General features: G+C 73.0%; 1 protein-coding gene. It reads right to left on the bottom strand.

Translation table 11 applies throughout. The features are described 5' to 3' along the window. Positions 1-22: 22 nt before the first annotated feature. Positions 23-25414 carry a CLIPPER-2 domain-containing protein gene (locus FRAEUI1C_RS39030; RefSeq protein WP_013424299.1) on the bottom strand — a complete coding sequence of 8464 codons (25392 nt, stop codon included), beginning with the start codon at positions 25412-25414 and terminating at the stop codon, positions 23-25. Positions 25415-25814 lie beyond the last annotated feature (400 nt).

Below are 25814 nucleotides of genomic sequence, written 5' to 3'. Positions count from 1 at the left end.
GACGGCCCGCGCGGGCGCCTGGTCAGCCGGTCACCGGTACCCGCTGGCCGCCGATCGGGCTGGTGCCGGCAGGCGGAGCCACCACAGCGCCGCCACCGGCAGCCACCCCGGCGACGCCGACCCCGACGCCGGGCTCACCGTGGCCCTCCCCCGCTCCCCCAAACACCGGGACGGGGACCGGGAACGGCACCAGGACGAACGTGGGCCGGCCCGGCTTCCCGGTGTAGGGCACCGAGACCCCCGACGAGTCCGAGGTCACCGGGGTTCCGCCACCGGCAGGGGTGCCCGTCGCCGTCGCCGTGTTGTTCACCGCGCCGGCCGCGACATCGGCGGCCGTGGTCACGTAGGTCGCGGTACAGGTGGTCGACGCGTTCGGGGCGAGCGTCGTCACCGGGCAGGCGACCGGTGAGACACCCGGGTGCGCGTCCGCCACGGCCACCCCGGTCAGCGCCACGTTCCCGGTGTTGGTGACCAGGTAGCGGTAGTCCAGCGTCTGCCCGGCACCGGCGAACGAAGCCTGAGCGACCGACTTCACCAGGGCGATCGCGGGCCCGGCCGCGAACCGCACCGAGGCGCTCGACGGTGCCGAGACCACCGGGACACCGCCACTCGCCGGGGCACCGGAGGCCGTCGCGGTGTTGTCGACCATGCCCGCGTCGACATCGGCCTGGGTCGTCACATAAGTCGCCGTGCAGGCCGTCGACCCATTCGGGGCGAGCGCCGTCACCGGGCACGTGACCGCCGAGAGCCCCGGGTGACTGTCAGCCACCGTCACCGCGGTAAGTGCCACGTTGCCGGTGTTGGTGACCAGGTAACGGTAGTCCAGCGTCTGCCCGGCACCGGTGAACGACCCCTGCGCCACCGACTTCACCAGCCCGATCGCCGGGCCCGCCACAAACGGCACCGAGGCGCTCGACGGAGCCGACGTCACCGCGGTGCCGCCGCCCGCCGGGGTGCCGGAGGCCGTCGCCGTGTTGTCGACCATGCCCGCGTCGACGTCGGCCTGAGTCGTCACATAGGTCGCCGTGCACGTGGTCGACGCCGCGGGGGCCAGCGTCGTCACCGGGCAGACCACCGGCGACACACCTGGATGGTCATCGGTCACCGCGACGCCGGTAAGCGACGTGCCGCCCGTGTTGGTGACCAGGTAGCGGTAGTCCAGCCGCTGGCCGACCGCGCTGAACGACGCCTGCGCCACCGACTTCACCAGCCCGATCGTCGGGTCCGCCGCGAAGGGCACCGACACGCTCGACGGGGCCGAGACCACCGGGACGCCGCCGCCCGACGACGTGGCGGACGCCGTCGCGGCGTTGTTCACCGCGCCCGCCGTCACGTCGGCGGCGGTCGTCACGTAGGTGGCCGTGCAGGTCGTCGAGTCGTTCGGCGCGAGCGTCGTCAGCGGGCACACCACCGGCGACACACCCGGATGCACGTCCGCGACGGCCACCCCGGTCAGCGCCACGTTCCCGGTGTTGGTGACCAGATACCGGTAGTCCAGCGTCTGGCCGGCGCCACCGAAGGACGCCTGCGCCACCGACTTCACCAGGGCGATCGCCGGGCCTGCCGCGAACGGCACCGAGACGCTCGACGGAGCCGAGACCACCGGGGCGGCGCCGCCCGCCGGGGTGCCCGCGGCGGTCGCGGTGTCGTTCACCGCGCCCGCCGCCACGTCGGCGGCGGTCGTCACGTAGGTCGCGGTGCAGGTCGTCGACGCGTTCGGCGCGAGCGCCGTCACCGGGCACGTGACCGCCGAGAGCCCCGGATGGCTGTCGGCCACCGTGACGGCGGTGAGCGGCGCGGTCCCGATGTTGGTCACCAGGTAGCGGTAGTCCAGCGTCTGGCCGGCGCCGGTGAACGAGCTCTGCAGCACGGACTTGGCCAGGGCGATCGCCGGCTGCGTCACGTAGGGTACCGACGCGGTCGACGGGTCGGAGGTCACCGGGGTGTCGCCGCCGGCCGGGGTGCCGGTCGCGGTGGCGGAGTTCGCCACCAGGCCCGCCGTCGCGTCGGCCGCGGTGGTCTCGTAGGTCGCCGAGCAGGTGGTGGACGCGTTCGGGGCGAGCGTCGTCATCGGGCAGACCACCGGAGACAGGCCCGGATGGCTGTCGGTGACGCCGACCGCGGTGAGCGTCGTGTTGCCCGTGTTGGTGACCAGGTAGCGGTAGTCCAGCGTCTGGCCGACCGCGTTGAACGACGCCTGTGCGACAGACTTGACCAGGGCGATCGCCGGGCCGGCCGCGAACGGCACCGACACGCTGGACGGGCCCGAGACCGCCGGGGCGCCGCCGCCGGCCGGGGCGCCGGACGCGGTCGCGGTGTTCTGCACCGCGCCCGCCGTCACGTCGGCCGCCGTCGTCTCATAGGTCGCGGTACAGGTCGTGGACGCGTTCGGTGCGAGCGTCGTCACCGGGCAGACGACCGGCGACACACCCGGGTGCACGTCCGCGACGGCCACTCCGGCCAGGGCCACGTTCCCGGTGTTGGTGACCAGGTAGGAGTAGTCCAGCGTCTGACCGGCGCCGGTGAAGGACGCCTGGGCCGCCGACTTGACCAGGCCGATCGCCGGCACGCTCGCGAGCGGCACCGAGACGCTCGACGGGCCGGAGACCACCGGGGTGCCGCCGCCGGCCGGGACGCCGGACGCGGTCGCGGTGTCGTTCACCGTCCCCGCCGTCAGGTCGGCCGCCGTCGTCACGTAGGTCGCGGCGCAGGTGGTCGACGCGTTCGGCGCGAGCGTCGCCACCGGGCAGAGCACGGGCGACACACCCGCCTGGACGTCGGCGACCGCCACCCCGGTCAGCGCCACGTTCCCGGTGTTGGTGACCAGGTAGGAGTAGCCCAGCGTCTGGCCGGCCCCGGTGAAGGAACTCTGCGCCGCCGACTTGACCAGGCCGATCGCCGGGCCGGCCGCGAACGGCACGGACACGCTCGACGGGCCCGAGACCACCGGAGCGCCACCCCCGGCAGGGGCGCCGGACGCGGTCGCGGTGTCGTTCACCGAGCCCGCCGCGACATCAGCGTCGGTGGTCGCGTAGGTCGCCGTGCAGGTCGTGGACGCGCCGGGAGCCAGCGTCGAGACCGGGCACACCACCGGCGACACACCCGCGTGGACGTCCGAGACCGCCACACCGGTCAGCGCAACGTTCCCGCTGTTGGTGACCAGGTAGCTGTAGCCCAGCGTCTGACCGGCGCCGGTGAAGGACGCCTGGGCCACCGACTTGACCAGGCCGATTGACGGGCCGGCCGCGAACGGCACCGACACGCTCGACGGGTCGGACGCCACCGGAGTACCGCCGCCGGACGGGGTGCCGGCCGCGGTGGCGGTGTTGTCCACCGTCCTCGCCGCGACGTCGGCGTCGGTGGTCAGGTAGGTCGCCGTGCAGGTAGTGGACGCGCCGGGAGCCAGCGTCGAGGCCGGGCACACCACCGGCGACACACCCGCGTGGGTGTCGGACGCGGTCACCCCGGTGAGCGGCACCGTCCCGATGTTGGTGATCAGGTAGCGGTAGTTCAGCGTCTGGCCGGGCCCGCTGAACGACGCCTGCGCGACCGACTTGACCAGGCCGATCGCCGGCCCGACCGCGAAGGGCACCGACGCGGTCGACGGATCGGACGTCACCGCCGTGCCGCCGCCGGCGGGGGTACCGGTCGCGGTCGCGGAGTTCGCGACCTGGCCGACCGCCACGTCGGCCGCGGTGGTCAGGTAGGTCGCCGTGCAGGTGGTCGACGCGTTCGGCGCGAGCGTCGTCACGGGACAGACCGCGGGCGACACCCCCGCGCGGCTGTCGGTGACGGCCACCCCGGTCAGGGCCACGTTCCCGGTGTTGGTGACCAGGTAGCTGTAGTCCAGCGTCTGGCCGACCGCGTTGAACGACGCCTGCGCCACCGACTTCGCCAGCCCGATCGCCGGGCCGGCCGCGAACGGCACCGACACGCTCGACGGGCCCGACGTCACCGGGGCCGCGCCGCCGGCCGGGGTGCCCGCGGCCGTCGCGGTGTTGCTCACCGCGCCCGCCGCGACGTCGGCCGCCGTGGTCACGTAGGTCGCCGTGCACGTGGTCGACGCGCCGGGGGCCAGCGTCGTCACCGGGCACACCACCGCCGAGACACCGGCGTGGATGTCGGACACGGCGACGCCCGTGAGCGGGGTGTTGCCGATGTTGGTGACCAGGTAGCTGTAGTCGAGGGCCTGGCCGGGTCCGGTGAACGACGCCTGGGCCGCCGACTTGGCGAGGTCGATCGCGGGGGCGGCGGCGAACGGCACCGACACGGCCGACGGCGCCGAGGCCACCGCGCCGCCGGCCGACGACGTGGCGGACGCCGCCGCGGTGTTCGTCACCGCGCCCGCCGCCGCGTCGGCCGCCGTGGTCACGTAGGTCGCCGTGCACGTGGTCGACGCGTTCGGGGCCAACGTCGCGACCGGGCAGGCCACCGGCGAGACGCCCGGGTGGGCGTCGGTGACGGCCACCCCGGTCAGGGCCACGTTCCCGGTGTTGGTGACCAGGTAGCTGTAGTCCAGCGTCTGCCCGACGGCGTTGAACGACGCCTGCGCGACGGACTTGACCAGCCCGATCGCCGGGCCGGCCGCGAACGGCACCGACACGCTCGACGAGCCCGACGTCACCGGAGCGGCGCCGCCGGCCGGGGTGCCGGACGCCGTCGCGGTGTTCGCCACCGTCCCGGCCGCCACGTCGTCCGCGGTGGTCACGTAGGTCGCCGTACAGGTCGTCGCCGCGCCGGGAGCCAAGGTCGTCCCCGGGCACACCACCGGTGACACGCCCGCGTGGATGTCGGCGACCGCCACACCCGTCAGGGCGACGTTCCCGGTGTTCGTGACCAGGTAGCTGTAGTCCAGCGTCTGGCCGGCCCCGGTGAACGAGCTCTGGGCCACCGACTTGACCAGGGCGATCGCCGGGCCGGCCGCGAACGGCACCGAGACGCTCGACGGGGCCGACGTCACGGATGTGCCGCCGGGTGACGTTCCGGTCGCCGTCGCGGTGTTCGCCACCACGCCCGCCGTCACGTCCGCGGCGGTCGTCGCGTAGGTCGCCACGCACGTCGTCGACGCGCCCGGTGCCAGCGCCGCCGCGGCGCAGGTCACCCCGGAGGCACCGACCCGGCTGTCCGCCACGACGAGGCCCGTCAGCGGCGTATTGCCGATGTTGGTGACCAGGTAGCTGTAGTCCAGCGTCTGGCCGGCCCCGGTGAACGAGCTCTGGGCCACCGACTTGACCAGGGCGATCGCCGGGCCGGCCGCGAACGGCACCGACACGCTCGACGAGCCCGACGTCACCGGGGCGCCGCCGCCGGCCGGGGTCCCTGTCGCGGTCGCGGAGTTCGCGACGGCGCCCGCCGCCGCGTCGGCCGCGGTCGTCACGTACGTCGCGGTGCAGGTGGTCGCCGCGTTCGGCGCGAGCGTCGTCACGGGGCAGGCCACCGGGCTCACGCCGGCCAGCACGTCCGTGACGGCGACGCCGTCGAGGGCCGTGTTGCCGGTGTTGGTGACCAGGTAGCTGTAGTTCAGGGTCTGGCCGGGCCCGCTGAACGACGCCTGCGCCACCGACTTCACCAGCGCGAGCGCCGGCGCCGCGGCGAACGGCACCGTGGCGTTCGACGGGCCCGACACCACCGGTACGCCACCGCCCGCCGGGATGGCGGACGCGGTCGCGGTGTTGTTGACCGCGCCGGCCGTCACGTCGGCCTGCGTCGTCGCGTAGGTCGCCGTGCAGGTCGTCGACGCTCCGGGGCTCAGCGACGCGACGGGGCAGGCGACGGCCGAGAGGCCGGGCAGCAGGTCCGCGACGGCGACGTTGGTGAGCAGCCCGCCGCCGATGTTGGTGACCAGGTAGCTGTAGTCCAGCGTCTGGCCGACCGCGCTGAACGACGCCTGCGCGACCGTCTTCACCAGTCTGATCGCCGGCCCGACCACGAACGGCACCGACACGCTGGACGGGGCCGAGGTCACGGGCGCGCCGCCCCCGGCGGGCGTGCCGGTCGCGGTCGCGGTGTTGTTCACCGCGCCCGCCGTCACGTCGGCCTGCGTCGTCACGTAGGTCGCGGCGCAGGTGGTCGACGTGTCCGGCGCGAGCGTGGCCACCGGGCAGGCGACCGCCGCGACACCGGCGTGCGGGTCCGTCACCACGATGCCGGAGAGGTCGGCGTTGCCGGTGTTGGTGACCAGGTAGCTGTAGTTCAGGGCCTGGCCGACGCCGCTGAACGAGGTCTGCGCCGCCGCCTTCACGAGGCTGATCGACGGTGTCACCGCGAGCGGCACCGCGAGGGTCGCCGGGTCCGAGACGACCGGCGGGCCGCCGGCGGGGGCGCCGGTGGCCGTGGCGGTGTTCTGCACCGTGCCCGCGGCCACGTCGGCCGCCGTCGTCACGTAGGTCGCGGCGCAGGTCGTGGAGGCACCGACGGTCAGCGTGGTCAGCGGGCAGACGACCGCCGAGACGCCGGGATGGGTGTCCGTCACCGCGACGTCGGTCAGGGTCGCGCCGCCGCTGTTGGTGACGACGTAGCTGTAGGTCAGCGTCTGGCCCGCGCCGGTGAACGACGCCCGTGCCGAGAGCTTCGTCAGCGCGATGGCCGGCCCGGTCACGAACGACGCCGACGCGGTGGCCGGCGTCGAGGTCACCGGGGTCCCGCCGCCGGCGGGCGTGCCGGTCGCGGTCGCGGTGTTGCGCACGATCGCGGCGCCGACGTCGGCCTGCGTCGTCACGTAGCTCGCCGTGCAGGTGGTCGCCGCGCCGGGCGCCAGCGTGGTCACCGGGCACACGGCCGGCGTGACGCCGAGGTGGCCGTCGGCCACGACGACGCCGGTGAGCGCCGTGGTGCCGATGTTGGTGACCAGGTAGCTGTAGTTCAGCGTCTGCCCGGCCCCGGTGAAGGTGGTCGGTGCCACCGACTTGACCAGGGCGATCGCCGGGCCGGTCGCGAACGGCACCGTGACGGTCGACGGCTGGGAGCTCACCGGGCCGCCGGCCTGTGGCGTGCCGGCCGCGGTCGCGCTGTTCTCGACGGCGCCGGTGTCGACGTCCTCCTGGGTCGTCGTGTAGGTCGCCGCGCAGGTGGTCGAGGCGCCGGGCGCGAGCACCGCCACCGGGCAGGTCACGGGGCTGACTCCGGCGACCGCCTCGTTGACCCGCAGATCATGCAGCGTGACGTTGCCGGTGTTGCTGATCAGGTAGGAGTAGTTCAGGGTCTGGCCGGCACCACTGAAGGACACCTGGGCCGCGGTCTTCGTCACCGCGATCGACGCGGTGACGGCCGCGGCGACCGTGGTCGAGGACGGGGTGGACACCACCGGGGTTCCGACCGCCGGCGAGCCGGTCGCGGTCGCGGTGTTCGCCACCGAGCCCGCGTCCAGGTCGGCCTGCGTGGTCAGGTAGGTGGCGGCGCAGGTCATGGACGCGCCGGGGGCGAGCGTCGTGGCCGGGCAGCTGACCGCGCTCAGGCCGGCCAGGGCGTCGTTCACCTGGACGTTGGCCAGGGTCGTGTTGCCCGGGTTGGTGACGAGGTAGGAGTAGTCCAGCGTCTGGCCCGGCGCGTTGAACGACGCCTGGGCGGCCGACTTCAGCAGGGTGATCCCCGACGCGGCGGCCGCGGGTACCGTCGTGGTCGAGGCCGTCGAGGTGACCGGGGCGCCGGCGGGCGGGGTGCCGGCCGCCGTGGCGCTGTTCGGGACGGAGCCGGCGTCGACGTCGGCCTGGGTCGTCACGTACGTCGCCGCGCAGGTCGTCGCCGCGCCGGGCGCCAGGGTCGTCACGGGGCAGACGACCGGGCTCACCCCGGCCAGGGCGTCGGCGACCGCGACGTTGGTCAGCGTGACGATGCCGGTGTTCGTGACCAGGTAGGAGTAGTCCAGCGTCTGGCCCGGCGCGTCGAACGACGCCTGCGCGACCGACTTGACCAGCGTGATCGAGGCCGACCCGTCGGCCGGGACCGTGGTCGACGACGCGGCCGAGGTGACGGGCGCGCCGACCAGTGGGGTGCCACTGGCCGTGGCGCTGTTCGGGACGGAGCCGGCGTCGACGTCGGCCTGGGTCGTCACGTACGTCGCCGCGCAGGTCGTCGCCGCGCCGGGCAGCAGGGTCGTCACCGGGCAGACGACCGGGCTCACGCCCGACCGCGCGTCCGTCACGACGACGTTGGTCAGGGTCGTGTTGCCGGTGTCGGTGACCAGGTAGGAGTAGTTCAGCGTCTGGCCCGGCCCGGTGAACGTGGTCTGCGCCGCCGACTTGACCAGCGTGATGGTCGAGGCGGCGACGGCCGGGACCGTCGCGGTCGACGGGGCCGAGGTCACCGGGCCGCCGACGAGCGGGGTGCCGGTGGCCGTGGCGGAGTTCCGCACCGCGCCCGCGTCCACGTTGTGCTGGGTCGTCACGTAGGTGGCCGTGCATGTGGTCGACCCGGCCGGTTGCAGGGTCGTGACCGGGCAGAGCACCGGCGAGACCCCGGGCAGGGCGTCGGCGACCGCGACGTCGCTCAACGTCGTGTTGCCGGCGTTCGTGACCAGGTACGAGTAGTCGAGCGTCTGCCCGGGGGCGTCGAACGACGCCTGGGCCGCCGACTTGACCAGCGTGATCGTGCTGGCGGTGCTCGCCGGGACGGTCGTGGCGGACGGCGCCGAGGTGACCGGCACGCCGACCAGCGGGGTGCCGGCGGCGGTGGCCGAGTTCTCCACGGCGCCCGCGTTCAGGTCGGCCTGCGTGGTCTGGTAGGTCGCCGCGCAGGTCGTCGCGGCGCCGGGCAGCAGGGTCGTGACCGGGCAGACCACCGGCGACACGCCGGCGCGGGCGTCGGCCACCGCGACGTCACTCAGCGTCGTGTTGCCCGTGTTGGTGACGAGGTAGGAGTAGTCGAGCGTCTGCCCCGGCGCGTCGAACGACGCCTGGGCCGCCGACTTCACCAGCGTGATCGAGGAGACCCCGGCGGCGGGGACCGTCGTCGTCGACGGCGCCGAGGTGACCGGGGCGCCCACCAGCGGCGTGCCGCTGGCCGTGGCCGAGTTCGCCACCGAGCCGGCGTCCACGTCGGCCTGGGTGGTCACGTAGGTCGCCGTGCAGGTCGTGGCCGCGCCGGGCGTCAGGGACGTGACCGGGCAGGCGACCGGGCTGACCCCGGCGCGGGTGTCGGTCACGCCGACCGAGGAAAGCCCGACGTTGCCGGTGTTCGTGACCAGGTAGGAGTAGTTCAGCGTCTGGCCCGGGGCGTTGAACGACCCCTGCGCCACCGACTTCACCAGCGTGATCACCGGAGCGCTCGTGCCCGGGACCGAGGTCGTGGACGGTGCCGAGGTGACGGGCGCGCCGACGGCGGGGGCGCCGGTCGCGGTCGCGCTGTTGTTCACCACGCCGGCGTCGACGTCGGCCTGGGTCGTCGTGTAGGTCGCGGTGCAGGTCATGGCCGCGCCGGGGACCAGCGTCGTCGCCGGGCAGACGACCGGGGAGACCCCGGGCAGCGCGTCCCCGACCGCGACGCCGGTCAGCGTGACCGTGCCGGTGTTGGTGACCAGGTACGAGTAGTCGAGCGTCTGGCCGGGAGCGTTGAACGACGGCTGCGCCACCGACTTCACCAGGCTGATCGACGCCGTCGTGACCCCGGGAACCGTCGTCGAGGACGGCGCCGAGGTGACGGGCGCGCCGGCCGGCGGGGTGCCACCGGCCGTGGCCGAGTTCGCCACCGAGCCCGTGTCCACGTCAGCCTGCGTCGTCACGTAGGTCGCCGTGCAGGTCGTCGCGGCGCCCGGCGCCAGGGTCGTCACCGGGCAGACCACCGGCGAGACCCCGGAGCGGGTGTCCGTCACGCCGACCGAGGTGAGCGTCCTGTTGCCCGTGTTCGTGACCAGGTACGAGTAGTCGAGCGTCTGGCCCGGGGCGTCGAACGACGCCTGGGCGACCGACTTGACCAGCGTGATCGACGCGGCGCCCACCGCCGGGACCGTGGCCGACGACGGGGCCGAGACGACCGGCGCGCCGACCGCCGGGGTGCCGGCCGCGGTGGCGCTGTTCTGCACGGCGCCCGCGTCGAGGTCGGCCTGGGTCGTCAGGTAGGTCGCCGTGCAGGCCGTGGCGGCGCCGGGGGCCAGCGTCGTCAGCGGGCAGACCACCGGGGAGACCCCGGCCAGCACATCGGTGACCGCGACGTTGGCCAGCGTGACGGTGCCGGCGTTGGTGACCAGGTAGGAGTAGTTCAGCGTCTGCCCGACCGCGTTGAACGACGCCTGGGCGACCGACTTGACCAGCGTGATCGAGGTCGCGTCGACGGCGGGCACCGTCGTCGTGGACGGTGCCGAGACCGCCGGCGGCCCGACCGCCGGGGTGCCGCCGGCGGTCGCGCTGTTGTTCACCGCCCCGGCGTCCAGGTCGGCCTGCGTGGTGGTGTAGCTCGCCGCGCAGGTCGTCGCCGCGCCCGGCGCGAGCGTCGTGACCGGGCACGCCACCGGGGAGACGCCGGCCAGCGCGTCGGCCACGGCGACGTTCGTCAGGGTCGTGCTGCCCGTGTTGGTGACCAGGTAGGAGTAGTGCAACGTCTGGCCGGGGGCGTTGAACGACGCCTCGGCGGCCGACTTGACCAGGGTGATCGACGTCGTGGTCGTCGCCGGGATCGAGGTCGTGGACGGCGACGAGACCACCGGGGCACCGACCGCGGGGGTGCCGGCCGCGGTCGCGCTGTTGTTCACCGCGCCCGCGTCCACGTCGGCCTGCGTCGTGGTGTACGTCGCGGTACAGGTCGTCGCGGCGCCCGGCGCGAGCGTCGTGACCGGGCAGACGACCGGCGAGACGCCGGCGAGCAGGTCCGTCACCAGGACATTGGTCAGCGTGGTCGTGCCGGTGTTGGTGACCAGGTAGGAGTAGTTCAGCGTCTGGCCGGGGGCGTTGAACGACGCCTGGGCGGCCGACTTCACCAGGGTGATCGACGCCGTGCTCGTCGCCGGGACCGAGGTCGTGGACGGCGCGGAGACCACCGGCGCCCCAGAGCTGGGGGCGCCGCTCGCGGTCGCGCTGTTGTTCACCGCGCCGGCGTCCAGGTCGGCCTGCGTCGTCACGTACGTCGCGGTACACGTCGTGGCCGCGGCCGGCGCGAGCGTCGTGACCGGGCAGGCCACCGGGGAGACCCCGACGAGCAGGTCGGCCACGGCGACCCCGGTCAGCGTCGTCGTGCCCGTGTTCGTGACCAGGTACGAGTAGTTCAACGTCTGCCCCGGGGCGTTGAACGACGCCTGCGCCGCCGACTTCACCAGGGTGATCGACGTCGTGCTCGTCGCCGGGACCGAGGTCGTGGACGGCGCGGACGCCACCAGCGCCCCGGTGGCGGACGTGCCGGCCGCGGTCGCGCTGTTGTTCACCGCGCCCGCGTCCACGTCGGCCTGCGTCGTGGTGTACGTCGCGGTACAGGTCGTGGCCGCGCCCGGCGCGAGCGTCGTCACCGGGCAGACCACCGGGGAGACCCCGACGAGCAGGTCGGCCACGGCGACCCCGGTCAGCGTCGTCGTACCCGTGTTCGTGACCAGGTACGAGTAGTTCAACGTCTGCCCCGGGGCGTTGAACGACGCCTGCGCCGCCGACTTCACCAGGGTGATCGTCGAGGTGCTGACCGCGGGCACCGTCGTGGACGACGGCGCCGACACGACCGGCGCCCCGGTCGCCGCCGTGCCCGCCACGGTCGCGCTGTTGGCCACCGAACCGTGGTCCACGTCCGCCTGCGTCGTCACGTAGGTCGCCGTACACGTGGTCGCCGCTCCCGGCGTCAACGTCGTCACCGGGCACACCACGGGCGAGACGCCCGCGAGCGCGTCGGCGACGGAGACGTTGGTCAGCGTCGTCGTGCCGGTGTTCGTGACCAGGTACGAGTAGTTCAGCGTCTGCCCAGGGGCGTTGAACGACGCCTGGGCCGCCGACTTGACCAGGCTGATCGTCGAGGTGCTGACCGCGGGCACCGTCGTGGACGACGGCGCGGACGCCACCGGCGCGCCGGTGCCGGCCGTCCCGGCCGCGGTGGCGCTGTTGGCGACCGAGCCGTGGTCCACGTCGGCCTGGGTCGTCACGTACGTCGCTGTACAGGTCGTCGCGGCGCCCGGAGCCAGTGTTGTCACCGGGCACACGACCGGCGAGACACCGGCCAGGGCGTCCGTGACGACGACGTTGGTGAGCGTGGTCGTGCCGGTGTTGGTGACCACGTAGGAGTAGTTCAACGTCTGCCCGGGGGCGTTGAACGACGCCTGCGCCGCCGACTTGACCAGCGTGATCGTCGAGGTGCTGACCGCCGGCACCGACGTCGCCGAGGACGGTGAGACCACCGGCGCACCCGAACCAGGCACACCACTCGCGGTCGCGCTGTTGTTCACCACGCCCGCGTCCACGTCCGCCTGCGCCGTCACGTAGGTCGCCGTACACGTCGCCGCCGCACCCGGCGCCAACGACGTCACCGGGCACACCACCGGCGACACACCCGCCAGCGCGTCAGCCACCACGACGTTGGTCAGCGTCGTCGTGCCCGTGTTCGTGACCAGGTACGAGTAGTTCAACGTCTGGCCAGGGGCGTTGAACGACGCCTGCGCCACGGATTTCACCAGGCTGATGGACGACGTGCTGACCGCGGGCACCGTCGTGGACGACGGCGCCGACGCCACCGGAGCCCCGGTGCCCGCCGTCCCGGCCGCGGTCGCGCTGTTCGCCACCGAACCGTGGTCCAGATCGGCCTGCGTCGTCACGTACGTCGCGGTACAGGTCGTCGCCAGACCCGGCGCCAACGTGGTCACCGGGCACACCACCGGCGACACACCCGCCAGGGCATCCGTCACCACGACATTCGTCAGCGTCGTCGTACCGGTGTTCGTGACCAGGTAGGAGTAGTCGAGCGTCTGCCCGGGGGCGTTGAACGACGCCTGCGCCGCCGACTTGACCAGCGTGATCGACGACGTGCTGACCGCGGGCACCGACGTCGCCGACGACGGTGAGACCACCGGCGCACCCGAACCAGGCACACCACTCGCGGTCGCGCTGTTGTTCACCACGCCCGCGTCCACGTCCGCCTGCGTCGTCGTGTACGCCGCCGTACACGTCGCCGCCGCCCCGGGGGCCAACGTGGTCACCGGGCACACCACGGGCGAGACACCCGCCAGCGCGTCGGCCACAGAGACGTTGGTCAGCGTCGTCGTACCCGTGTTCGTGACCAGGTACGAGTAGTTCAACGTCTGCCCGGGCGCGTTGAACGACGCCTGGGCCGCCGACTTCACCAGGGTGATCGTCGAGGTGCTGACCGCGGGCACCGTCGTGGACGACGGCGCCGACGCCACCGGAGCACCCGTACCCGCGGTCCCGGCCGCGGTGGCGCTATTCGCCACCGAACCGTGGTCCACGTCAGCCTGAGTCGTCACGTACGTCGCTGTACAGGTCGTCGCGGCGCCCGGAGCCAGCGTCGTCACCGGGCACACCACCGGCGACACACCCGCCAGGGCATCCGTCACCACCACGTTGGTCAGCGTGGTCGTCCCGGTATCGGTGACGAGGTACGAGTAGTTCAGCGTCTGCCCGGGGGCGTTGAACGACGCCTGCGCCGCCGACTTGACCAGGGTGATCGTCGAGGTGCTGACCGCGGGCACCGACGTCGCCGAGGACGGTGAGACCACCGGCGCACCCGAACCAGGCACACCACTCGCGGTCGCGCTGTTGTTCACCACGCCCGCGTCCACGTCCGCCTGCGCCGTCACGTAGGTCGCCGTACACGTGGTCGCCCCTCCCGGCGCCAGCGTCGTCACCGGGCACATCACGGGCGAGACGCCCGCGAGCGCGTCGGCGATGGAGACGTTGGTCAGCGTCGTCGTGCCGGTGTTGGTGACCAGGTAGGAGTAGTTCAGCGTCTGCCCCGGGGCGTTGAACGACGCCTGGGCCGCCGACTTCACCAGGCTGATCGTCGAGGTACTCACCGCCGGGACCGTCGTGGACGACGGCGCCGACGCCACCGGAGCCCCGGTGCCCGCGGTACCCGCCGCGGTCGCGCTGTTCGCCACCGAACCGTGGTCCACGTCAGCCTGAGTCGTCACGTACGTCGCTGTACAGGTCGTCGCGGCGCCCGGAGCCAGCGTCGTCACCGGGCACACCACCGGCGACACACCCGCCAGGGCATCCGTCACCACCACGTTGGTCAGCGTGGTCGTCCCGGTATCGGTGACGAGGTAGGAGTAGTCGAGCGTCTGCCCGGGCGCGTTGAAGGACGCCTGCGCGACCGACTTGGCCAGCGTGATCGACGACGTGCTCGCCGCCGGTACCGACGTCGCCGACGACGGTGAGACCACCGGCGCACCCGAACCAGGCACACCACTCGCGGTCGCGCTGTTGTTCACCACGCCCGCGTCCACGTCCGCCTGCGTCGTCGTGTACGCCGCCGTACACGTCGTCGCCGCCCCGGGAGCCAGTGTCGTCACCGGGCACACCACCGGCGACACACCCGCCAGCGCGTCCGTGACCACGACATTGGTCAGCGTCGTCGTACCGGTGTCGGTGACCAGGTACGAGTAGTTCAACGTCTGCCCGGACGCGTTGAACGACGCCTGCGCGACCGACTTCACCAGGCTGATCGTCGACGTGCTGACCGCGGGCACCGTCGTGGACGACGGCGCCGACACGACCGGCGCCCCGGCCGCCGCCGTGCCCGCCACGGTCGCGCTGTTCGCGACCGAACCGTGGTCCACGTCAGCCTGCGTGGTGGTGTACGTCGCCGTACACGTCGTCGCGGCGCCCGGAGCCAGCGTCGTCACCGGGCACACCACCGGCGACACACCCGCCAGGGCATCCGTCACCACGACATTCGTCAGCGTCGTCGTACCCGTGTTCGTGACCAGGTACGAGTAGTCCAACGTCTGCCCGGGCGCGCTGAAGGACGCCTGCGCGACCGACTTCGCCAGCGTGATCGACGATGTCGCCGCCGCCGGCACGGTCGTGGACGACACCGCCGACACCACCGGCGCGCCGGTCGGCGGGGTGCCCATGGCGGTCGCGCTGTTGGCCACCGAGCCGGCGTCGACGTCGGCCTGCGTCGTCGTGTAGGCCGCGGCGCAGGTCGTGGACGCCGCCACGGCGAGCGTGGTGACCGGGCAGGTCACCGGCGAGACGCCGGCCAGCGCGTCGGCGACCCCCACCGACGCGAGCGCGACGTTGCCCGTGTTGGTGACCAGGTAGGAGTAGTCCAGCGTCTGCCCCGGGGCGGAGAACGACGCCTGCGCCACCGACTTCACCAGCGTGACCGCCGGGACCGGGGTGAGGGTCGCGGTCGCGGACGACGCGGCCGAGACGACGTTCGGGCCGGCCGTCGGCGTGCCGGTCGCCGTGGCGCTGTTGAGCACCTGGCCGGCCAGCACGTCGGCCGCCGTGGTCGTGTAGGTCGCCGTACAGGTTGTCGAGGCCGTCACGGCGAGCGTGGTCACCGGGCAGCTGACCGGGGGGACCCCGGGCAGCGTGTCGGTCACCGCGACAGCGCTGAGCGGGTCGTTGCCGGTGTTGGTGACCACATACGAGAACGCCAGCGCCACGCCCGCGGTCGTGAACGTCAGCGGGGAGACCGACTTGGACACCGCGATCGCCGGCGCGAGCAGCAGCGGCACCGTCGTCGTCGAGACCCCCGACACGACGGGCACGCCGACCGGCGGGGTGCCCGTCGCGGTCGCGCTGTTGCCGACCGTGCCGGCGAGCACGTCGGCGGCCGTCGTCACGTAGGTCGCCGTGCAGGTCGTCGACCCGCCGGGCGCCAGCGTCGTCACCGGGCAGACGACCGGCGAGACCCCGGCGAGCAGGTCCGTGACGGCGACCGAGGTCAGTGCGGTGTCGCCGGTGTCGGTGACCAGGTAGGAGTAGTGCAGCGTCGTCCCGGCGGCCGCGAACGTCGTCTCGTCGACGGACTTCACCAGCGAGATGGACGGCGTGCCGGGAGCGAGCGGCACCGACGTCGCCGACGTCGCGGAGACGACCGGGGCGCCGGACACCGGGCTGCCCGCCGCGACGGCGCTGTTGTCCACCGAGCCGGCGGTAACGTCGGCGGCCGTCGTGACGTAGCTCGCCGTGCAGGTCGTCGCCGCGCCGGGGGCCAGCGTCGTCACGGGGCAGACCACCGGCGACACACCGGTCAGGGCGTCGGTCACGCCGACGCCGTTGAGCGTGGTCGTGCCGGTGTTGGTCACCAGGTAGGAGTAGTCCAGCGTGACGCCGGCCGCGGGGTACGAGGCCTGCGCGACCGACTTGAGCAGCGAGAGGGCCGAGCTCGCGACGGCGGGGACGGTCGTCGTGGAGGACGCCGAGAAGATCGGGACACCGCTGTGCGGGACGCCGGAGGCGTTGGCGCTGTTGTTCACGGCGCCCGCGTCCAGGTCAGCCTGGGTCGTCGTGTACGTGGCCGTGCAGGTCGTCGCCGCGCCCGGCGCGAGCGTCGTGACCGGGCAGACGACCGGCGAGACACCCGCCAGCGCGTCGGTCACGGCGACGTTGGTCAGCGTCGTGGTGCCGGTGTTGGTGACGAGGTAGGAGTAGTCCAGCGTCTGGCCGGGGGCGTTGAACGACGCCTGCGCCGCCGACTTCACCAGGCTGATCGTCGAGGTACTGGCCGCCGGGACGGTCGTGGTCGACGGCGCCGAGACCACCGGCGCGCCGGTGCCCGGCGTACCGGCCGCGGTCGCGTTGTTGACCACCGAGCCGGCGTCCACGTCGGCCTGGGTCGTCACGTAGGTCGCCGTGCAGGTCGTCGCCGCGCCAGGGGCCAGGGTCGTGGCCGGGCAGAGCACCGGGGAGACGCCGGCCACCGCGTCCGAGACGGTGACGTTGTGCAGCGTCGTCGTCCCGGTGTTCGTGACCAGGTAGGAGTAGTTCAGGGTCTGGCCCGCGGCGTTGAACGACGCCTGCGCCACCGACTTCAGCAGCGTGAGCGCGGCCGTGGCGACGGCGGGCACCGTCGTGGACGACTGGGGCGACACGACCGGCGCGCCCGTGCCCGCCGTACCGGCCGCGAACGCGCTGTTCTGCACCGAGCCGGCGTCCAGGTCCGCCTGGGTCGTGGTGTAGGTCGCCGTACACGTCGTCGCCGCCCCAGGGGCCAGCGTGGTCGCCGGACACACCACCGGGGAGACACCAGCCAGCGCGTCGGACACGGAGACGTTCGTCAACGTGGTCGTACCGGTGTTGGTGACCAGGTACGAGTAGTTCAACGTCTGGCCAGGAGCGTTGAACGACGCCTGCGCCGCCGACTTCACCAGGCTCACCGACGACGTACTGACCGCCGGCACCGACGTCGAGGACGGCGCTGACACCACCGGCGTGCCCGTACCCGCCGTCCCGGCAGCCGTCGCACTGTTCTGCACCGAGCCCGCGTCCAGGTCCGCCTGGGTCGTGGTGTAGGTCGCGGTACACGTCGTCGCCGCCCCAGGGGCGAGCGTCGTCACCGGGCAGACCACCGGCGACACGCCGGCCACCGCGTCCGAGACCGTGACGTTGCGCAGCGTCGTCGTACCCGTGTTCGTGACCAGGTACGAGAAGTCCAACGTCTGCCCGGGGGCGTTGAACGACGCCTGCGCCGCCGACTTGGTCAACGTCAGCGCGGTGGTCGCGACCGCCGGCACCGTCGTGGACGACTGCGCCGACACCACCGGCGCACCCGTACCCGCCGTACCCGCCGCGGACGCACTGTTCTGCACCGAACCGGCGTCCAGGTCCGCCTGCGTCGTGGTGTAGGTCGCCGCACAGGTCGTCGCCATCCCGGGCGCCAACGTGGTCACCGGACAGACGACCGGCGACACACCCGCCAGCGCGTCCGACACCGAGACGTTGGTCAACGTCGTCGTCCCGGTGTTCGTGACCAGGTACGAATAGTTCAACGTCTGCCCAGGAGCGTTGAACGACGCCTGCGCCGCCGACTTCACCAGACTCACCGACGACGTACTCACCGCCGGCACCGACGTCGACGACGGAGCCGACGTCACCGGCACACCCGCGCCCGCCGTCCCGGCAGCCGTCGCGCTGTTCTGCACCGAGCCCGCGTCGACGTCCGCCTGCGTCGTCACATAGGTCGCCGTACACGTCGTCGCCGCCCCAGGCGCCAGCGTCGTCACCGGACAGACCACGGGCGACACGCCGGCCAGCGCGTCCGACACCGTGACGTTGTGCAGCGTCGTCGTACCCGTGTTCGTGACCAGGTACGAGTAGTTCAGCGTCTGCCCGGGGGCGTTGAACGACGCCTGCGCCGCCGATTTCACCAGGGTGATCGTCGAGGTGCTGACCGCGGGCACAGTCGCGGACGACTGGGGCGACACGACCGGCGCGCCCGTGCCCGCGGTACCCGCAGCGGACGCGCTGTTCTGGACCGAACCGGCGTCCAGGTCCGCCTGCGTCGTCACATAGGTCGCGGTACACGTCGTCGCCGCGCCGGGCGCCAACGTGGTCGCCGGGCACACCACCGGGGAGACACCAGCCAGCGCATCGGCCACGGAGACGTTCGTCAACGTCGTCGTACCGGTGTTCGTGACCAGGTACGAGTAGTCCAACGTCTGCCCGGGGGCGTTGAACGACGCCTGCGCCGCGGACTTCACCAGGCTCACCGACGACGTGCTGACCGCCGGCACCGACGTGGACGACGGCGCCGACACGACCGGCGTGCCCGCGCCCGCCGTCCCCGCCGCCGTAGCGCTGTTCTGCACCGAACCCGCGTCCAGGTCCGCCTGCGTCGTCACATAGGTCGCCGTACACGTCGTCGCCGCCCCAGGGGCCAGCGTCGTCACCGGGCAGACGACCGGCGACACGCCGGCCACCGCGTCCGAGACCGTGACGTTGTGCAGCGTCGTCGTCCCGGTATCGGTGACGAGGTACGAGTAGTCCAACGTCTGCCCGGGGGCGTTGAACGACGCCTGCGCCGCCGACTTGGTCAACGTCAGCGCGGTGGTCGCGACCGCCGGCACCGTCGTGGACGACTGCGCCGACACCACCGGCGCACCCGTACCCGCGGTACCCGCAGCGGACGCGCTGTTCTGCACCGAGCCGGCGTCCAGGTCCGCCTGCGTCGTGGTGTAGGTCGCCGTACACGTCGTAGCCGCCCCAGGGGCGAGCGTCGTGTCCGGGCAGACCACCGGCGACACACCCGCCAAGGCGTCGGCCACGGAGACGTTGGTCAACGTCGTCGTACCGGTGTTGGTAACCAGGTACGAGTAGTTCAACGTCTGCCCGGGGGCGTTGAACGACGCCTGCGCCGCCGACTTCACCAGACTCACCGACGACGTACTCACCGCCGGCACCGACGTCGACGACGGCACCGACACCACCGGCACACCCGTACCCGCCGTCCCGGCAGCCGTCGCACTGTTCTGCACCGAACCGGCATCCAGGTCCGCCTGCGTCGTGGTGTAGGTCGCGGTACACGTCGTCGCAGCGCCAGGCGCCAGCGTCGTCACCGGACAGACGACCGGCGACACACCCGCCAGCGCGTCCGACACCGAGACGTTGGTCAACGTCGTCGTCCCGGTGTTCGTGACCAGGTACGAGAAGTCCAACGTCTGCCCAGGAGCGTTGAACGACGCCTGCGCCGCCGACTTCACCAGACTCACCGACGACGTGCTGACCGCCGGCACGGTCGTCGACGACGGAGCCGACGTCACCGGCGTGCCCGCGCCCGCCGTCCCCGCAGCCGTCGCGCTGTTCTGCACCGAGCCCGCGTCCACGTCGGCCTGCGTCGTCAGGTAGGCCGCCGTACAGGTGGTCCCCGCCCCGGGGGCGAGCGTCGTGACCGGGCAGACGACCGGCGAGGCCCCGGTCAACAGGTCGGCCACGGCAAGGTTGTTCAGCGTCGTCGTGCCCGTGTTGGTGACGAGGTACGAGTAGTCCAACGTCTGGCCGGGCGCGTTGAACGACGCCTGCGCCGCCGACTTCACGAGGCTGATCGACGACGTGCTGACCGCGGGCACCGTCGTGGACGACGGAGCCGACGTCACGGGCACACCCGCGCCCGCCGTCCCGGCAGCCGTCGCGCTGTTCGCCACCGAACCGTGGTCCACATCGGCCTGCGTCGTCACATACGTCGCCGTGCAGGTCGTCGCCGCGCCCGGCGCCAACGTGGTCACCGGGCACGCCACGGGCGACACCCCGGTGAGCACGTCCGCCACCGCGAGGTTGGTCAGCGTCGTCGTGCCGGTGTTCGTGACCAGGTACGAGTAGTCCAACGTCTGGCCGGGCGCGTTGAACGACGCCTGCGCCGCCGACTTCACCAGGCTCACCGACGACGTACTCACCGCCGGCACCGACGTCGCCGAGACGGCCGACACCACCGGCGCACCGGTTCCCGGCGTGCCCGCCGCGGTCGCGCTGTTCTGCACCGAGCCCGCGTCGACGTCGGCCTGCGTCGTCACGTAGGTCGCCGTACAGGTCGTCGCCGCCCCGGGGGCCAGCGTCGTGACCGGGCAGACCACGGGCGAGACGCCGACCAGCAGGTCGGTCACGGCGACGGTGCCCAGGGTCCGGGCGCCGGTGTTCGTGACGAGGTACGAGTAGTCCAACGTCTGGCCGGGTGCGTTGAACGACGCCTGGGCCACCGACTTCACCAGGCTGATCGACGCGGCGACCCCCGTGGCGGGGACCGTCGTCGTGGACGGCGCCGAGACCACCGGTGCGCCCAGTGGCGGCGTGCCGGTCGCCGTGGCGCTGTTCGCGACGGCGCCCGCGTCCACGTCGGCCTGGGTCGTCGTGTACGTCGCCGCGCAGGTCGTCGCCGCCCCGGGGGCCAGCGTCGTCACCGGGCAGACCACCGGTGAGACACCCGCGAGCAGGTCCGTGACCCCGACGGTGCCCAACGTCGTGGTGCCCGTGTTGGTGACCAGGTAGGAGTAGTTCAGCGTCTGCCCCGGCGCGGTGAAGGACGCCTGCGCCGCGGACTTCACCAGGCTGATCGACGACGTGGTGACCGCGGGGACGGTCGTGGTCGACGGAGCCGAGACCACGGGCGTCCCGACCGCCGGAGTGCCGGCCGCCGTCGCACTGTTCGCGACCGCGCCCGCGTCCAGGTCCGCCTGCGTCGTCACGTAGGTCGCCGCGCAGGTCGTCGCCGCTGCGGGGGCCAGCGTCGTGACCGGGCAGGTCACCGGCGAGACGCCGGCGCGGGCGTCCGTGACGGCGACGTTGGTGAGCGTCGTCGTGCCGGTGTTGGTGACCAGGTACGCGTAGTTCAGGGTCTGCCCCGGCGCGGAGAACGACGTCTGAGCGGCCGACTTCACCAGGCTGATGGCGGAGGTCGCCACCGCGGGGACGGTCGTGGTCGACGGAGCCGAGACCACGGGCGCCCCGACCGCCGGAGTGCCGGCCGCCGTCGCGCTGTTCGCGACCGCGCCCGCGTCCAGGTCCGCCTGCGTCGTCACGTAGGTCGCCGTACAGGTCGTCGCCGCGCCGGGCGCCAGGCTCGTGACCGGGCAGACCACCGGCGACACGCCCGCGCGGGTGTCGGTGACCCCGACCGAGGCCAGCCCGACGTTGCCGGTGTTCGTGACCAGGTAGGAGTAGTTCAGCGTCTGCCCCGGCGCGGTGAACGACGCCTGCGCCGCCGACTTCAGCAGCGTGATCGCCGGGGCGCTGACGCCCGGCACGGAGGTCGTCGACGGCAGCGACGTCACCGGCGCGCCCACCGCCGGGGCGCCGCTCGCGGTCGCGCTGTTGGTCACCACACCGGCGTCGACGTCGGCCTGCGTCGTCGCGTAGGTCGCCGTACACGTCGTCGCGACGCCCGGCGCCAGCGTCGTCACCGGGCACACGACGGCCGAGACCCCGGGGCGCGCGTCGGTGACCGCGATGCCGGTCAGCGTGACCGTGCCGGTGTTCGTGACCAGGTAGGAGTAGTTCAGCGTCTGCCCCGGCGCGGAGAACGACGCCTGCGCCGCCGACTTGGTCAGGCTGACCGACGCGGTCGTCACGGCGGGGACCGTCGTCGACGACGGCGCCGACGTCACCGGCGCGCCCACCGGGGGCGTGCCGTGCGAGGTCGCGCTGTTGGCCACCGACCCGGCGTTCAGGTCGGCCTGCGTCGTCACGTAGGTCGCCGTACACGTGGTCGACGCACCCGGGGCCAGCGTCGTCACCGGGCACACCACCGGCGAGACACCCGCGCGGGTGTCGGTCACGCCGACCGCGGTGAGCGTCTTGTTGCCCGTGTTCGTGACCAGGTAGGAGTAGTTCAGCGTCTGCCCGGGCGCGCTGAACGAGCCCTGCGCGACCGACTTCACCAGGCCGATCGACGGGACGGCCGTCGCCGGGATGGTGGTGGTCGACGGGGCCGAGACCACCGGGGCACCGACGGCGGGGGCCCCGCGCGCCGTCGCGCTGTTCGCCACCGAGCCCAGGTCGACGTCGGCCTGGGTCGTCACGTAGGTCGCCGTACAGGTCGTCGCCGCGCCGGGGGCCAGCGTCGTCACCGGGCAGACGACCGGGGAGACCCCGGCCAGCACGTCCGCGACCGCCACACCGGTCAGCGTGACCGTGCCGGTGTTCGTGACCAGGTAGGAGTAGTTCAGCGTCTGCCCCGGCGCGGAGAACGACGCCTGCGCCACCGACTTGGTCAGGCTGACCGACGCCGTCGTCACCGCGGGGACCGTCGTCGACGACGGCGCCGAGGTGGCCGGCGCGCCCACGGGCGGGGTGCCACTCGCGGTCGCGCTGTTCTGCACCGCGCCCGCGTTCAGGTCGGCCTGCGTGGTCAGGTACGTCGCGGTACACGTCGTCGCCGCGCCGGGAGCCAGCGTCGTCACCGGGCACACGACCGGCGAGACCCCGGCCCGCGCGTCGGCGACGGCGACGCCGGCCAGCGTGACGTTGCCCGTGTTGGTGACCAGGTAGGAGTAGTTCAGCGTCTGCCCGACCGCCGAGAACGACGCCTGCGCCGCCGACTTCACCAGGCTGACCGCCGGGATCGCGTTCGCCGGGACGGTGGTCGTCGAGGCGGCCGACACCACGGGCGCGCCGACCGGCGGCGTGCCGCGCGAGGTCGCGCTGTTGGCCACCGACCCGGCGTTCAGGTCGGCCTGCGTCGTCACGTAGGTCGCCGTACACGTGGTCGACGCACCCGGGGCCAGCGTCGTCACCGGGCACACCACCGGCGAGACACCCGCGCGGGTGTCGGTCACGCCGACCGCGGTGAGCGTCTTGTTGCCCGTGTTCGTGACCAGGTAGGAGTAGTTCAGCGTCTGCCCGGGCGCGCTGAACGAGCCCTGCGCGACCGACTTCACCAGGCCGATCGACGCCGTCGCCGCGGCGGGGATGGTCACCGACGAGGGCCCGGACGTGACCGGCGAACCGACCGGTGGGGCCCCGGTCACGGTGGCGGTGTTCGCGACCGAGCCGGCGTCGACGTCGGCCTGCGTCGTCGTGTACGTCGCGGTGCACGTCGTCGTGGCCCCGGGCGCCAGCGACGTGACCGGGCAGACCACCGACGACACACCGGTCAGCGCGTCGCGGACCGCGATGCCGTTCAGCGTGCGGTTCCCGGTGTTGCGGACCAGGTACGAGTAGTTGATCGTCTGGCCGGCGGCGGTGAAGGAGGTCTGGGTGGCCGACTTCGTCACCGTGATCGCCGCGGCGCCGCTCGCGGGGATCGTCACGCTCGACGGCGCCGAGGTGACCGGCGACCCGACCGCGGGCGTGCCGCTGGCCGTCGCGGTGTTCACGAGGGAGCCGGCGTCGAGGTTCGCCTGGGTGGTGGTGTAGGTCGCCGTGCAGGTCGTCGTCGCGCCGGGAGCCAGCGTCGTCGCCGGGCACGAGACCGCGGAGATGCCGGCCAGGCTGTCCGCCACGGCGACCTTCGTCAGCGTGACGTTGCCCGTGTTCCTGACCAGGTACGAGTAGTTGATGGTCTGGCCGGGGGCGGTGAAGGTCGTCTGCGTGGCCGACTTCGTCAGCGAGAGGGACGCGGTGGCCACGGCCGGCACCGTCGTCGTCGACACGCTCGACGTGACCGGTGAGCCTGTCGGTGGTGTGCCGCTGGCGGTCGCGCTGTTCACGACCGAGCCGGCGTCCAGGTCCGCCTGCGTCGTGGTGTAAGTGGCCGTGCACGTCGTGCTCCCGCCGGCGTCGAGCCTCGTGACGGGGCAGGAGATCGCCGAGACGCCGGCCTTCGCGTCGCTCACGACGATGCCCGACAGCGCGGTCCCGCCGGTGTTGCGGACCAGGTAGGAGTAGTTCAGCGTCTGCCCGACCGCGTTGAACGACGTCTGCGCGACCGACTTCGTCAGCGAGACGCTCGGGCTCGGCGCGGCCGCGCAGGTGACGAGGTTGCTGAACGGCGCGTAGTGGATCTCGCCGCCGTCCCGGCCCGCGTTGCCCTCCTGCAGGGTACGGGTGACGACGTTGCCCTCGATGTTCGACGTCGACAGGTCGACCAGCGACGCGCTCGGGCCGTAGAAGGTGCCCCACAGGGTCGGGTCGCTGGCGGGGAACGTCACGGTGCCCGACGTCGTGAGGTTCCACAGGACGTGGCGGGACGGGTCGTTGCCCTGCCAGAACACGTTCGGGAGATTCATCGAGAAGTTGCCGGAGCCGGCCACGTTGATGATCAGAGCCGTCGAGCTGGACGGCGTCGCGCCGCCGTTCGCCGGGTTGATGTTCTGCAGCACCGCGAGCTGCGCGGGCGAGAGGCGCAGGACGTTCGTGGTGCCTGAGACCAGCTTCAGCGTCGCCGTCGGGTCGGTGCCGTTCCACGGCCCGTTGCCGTTCTGGTCGAGCAGTGACACGGTCGCGACGCAGCTGCCGAGCTCGCCGCTGATCGTGTTGTACGTCGAGAAGAGGCTGCCGAAGTCGAAACCGCTGGAACCGGCCACCGAGGCGGCCGGCTGCGACGTGTTCACGATCATCGCGGGCGTGGTGCCCGAGCCGCCGCCGGTCGGCACGACCCGGGTGGTGCCGCCGCTGGCGAGGACGGTGGCGTTCGCGAGGCTGCCGACCTTGGCGTACGAGTTGCCGAGCACGGTGACGGTGGACCCGGAGCCGCTGCTGGTGAAGTCGAGCGACCCGCCGACGACCGTCGAGGTCGGCGCGCTGTCCCCGGGCCGCACGTAGCTCCCGGAGTTGTTCAGCGCGGTCCGGTAGTTCTGGAACGCGAGGTTGCCGCCGACGGCGACCGGCCCCTCCGTCTCGTTCGTGAACAACGAGGCGTTGCCCTGGTTGAGGACGAGGAACCCGTGGCTCGGGTCGGCGGTCGGGGTCCCCGGGGAGACCGGCAGCACCGGGTTGATCCCCGTCACCTGGGCCTGGGCCACGTCGGCCGCGGGCAGCAGGGCGGCCAGCACCGCGATGAGCACGACCAGCGCCCACCGGGTCGTGTGGATGGCGGTGACCCACAGGCCGCGGCGGGCCGCCCGGCCTCGTCGCGCGCGCGAGAGGAGCCCCTGGAACGACCCGGTGGAACGGAACACGTTGGCTCCTCGACGCGCGGCGACGCCACACAGCTGACGCCCGCCCCAGGGGGATCCAGGGCAGGCGTCAGCGACCGTTTACTGTTCAGAGATGCCGGAGCACCGCGCGGGGACCACTCCCCCGGGGTGAGTCCCGACCTCAGGCCAACAGTCACATAGAGTGACCGCGAACGGCCCGCAAGCAGGGGCCGCGTGTCGTAAACCCGCAGGTCAGAATGCCCGTGGGGGCGCCAAGCGGGGCGGCGGACCGAACCGGGCGATCACGCACCGTCAGAGCATCGGGCGGCGCCGCAGGGAGGTACTGCCGGTACCGGGAAAGCCAGCCACTCCCCGGGCGCCGCGGCGCGGGCCAGAGTCGATGCGGCGGACGCCGTCCACACCGGCGTCAGCGGGACCGGAC

The sequence above is a fragment of the Pseudofrankia inefficax genome (assembly GCF_000166135.1).
GTDB lineage: Bacteria > Actinomycetota > Actinomycetes > Frankiales > Frankiaceae > Pseudofrankia > Pseudofrankia inefficax.
Note: the sequence above shows the minus strand (reverse complement) of the source record. Positions and strands in the feature narration are given on the sequence as shown.